The sequence below is a fragment of the Streptomyces milbemycinicus genome (assembly GCF_002154605.1).
Classification (GTDB): domain Bacteria; phylum Actinomycetota; class Actinomycetes; order Streptomycetales; family Streptomycetaceae; genus Streptomyces; species Streptomyces milbemycinicus.
Genome location: NZ_MUNE01000593.1, coordinates 1,542 through 1,851 on the forward strand (window position 1 = coordinate 1,542; position 310 = coordinate 1,851).

The 310-nt window shown below is 72.6% G+C and carries 1 protein-coding gene; it reads right to left on the reverse strand.

Going from position 1 to position 310, the window contains the following annotated elements:
- On the reverse strand, positions 1-310 hold a 310-nt coding region (locus CCN51_RS58355; protein ID WP_245881764.1), incomplete at both ends, for an aldo/keto reductase.

Sequence of the window (310 nt, forward strand, 5' to 3'; positions counted from 1 at the left end):
GCGGCCGGACAGCCAGCCCGCGGAGAGCGGGCCCCAGGTCAGCACGCCCATCCCGTACTTCTGGGCGGTCGGCAGCACCGCCGCCTCCACCGAGCGCGCCAGGATGGAGTACGGCGGCTGCTCGCTGCGGAAGCGGACGTGGCCGCGGCGTTCGGAGGTCCACTGGGCCTCCACGATCTGCTCCGCCGGGAAGGTGGACGAGCCCACGGCCCGCACCTTCCCCGCCCGGACGAGGTCGGACAGGACCGAGAGGGTCTCGTCGATATCGGTCGCCGGGTCGGGGCGGTGGATCTGGTACAGGTCGATGTAG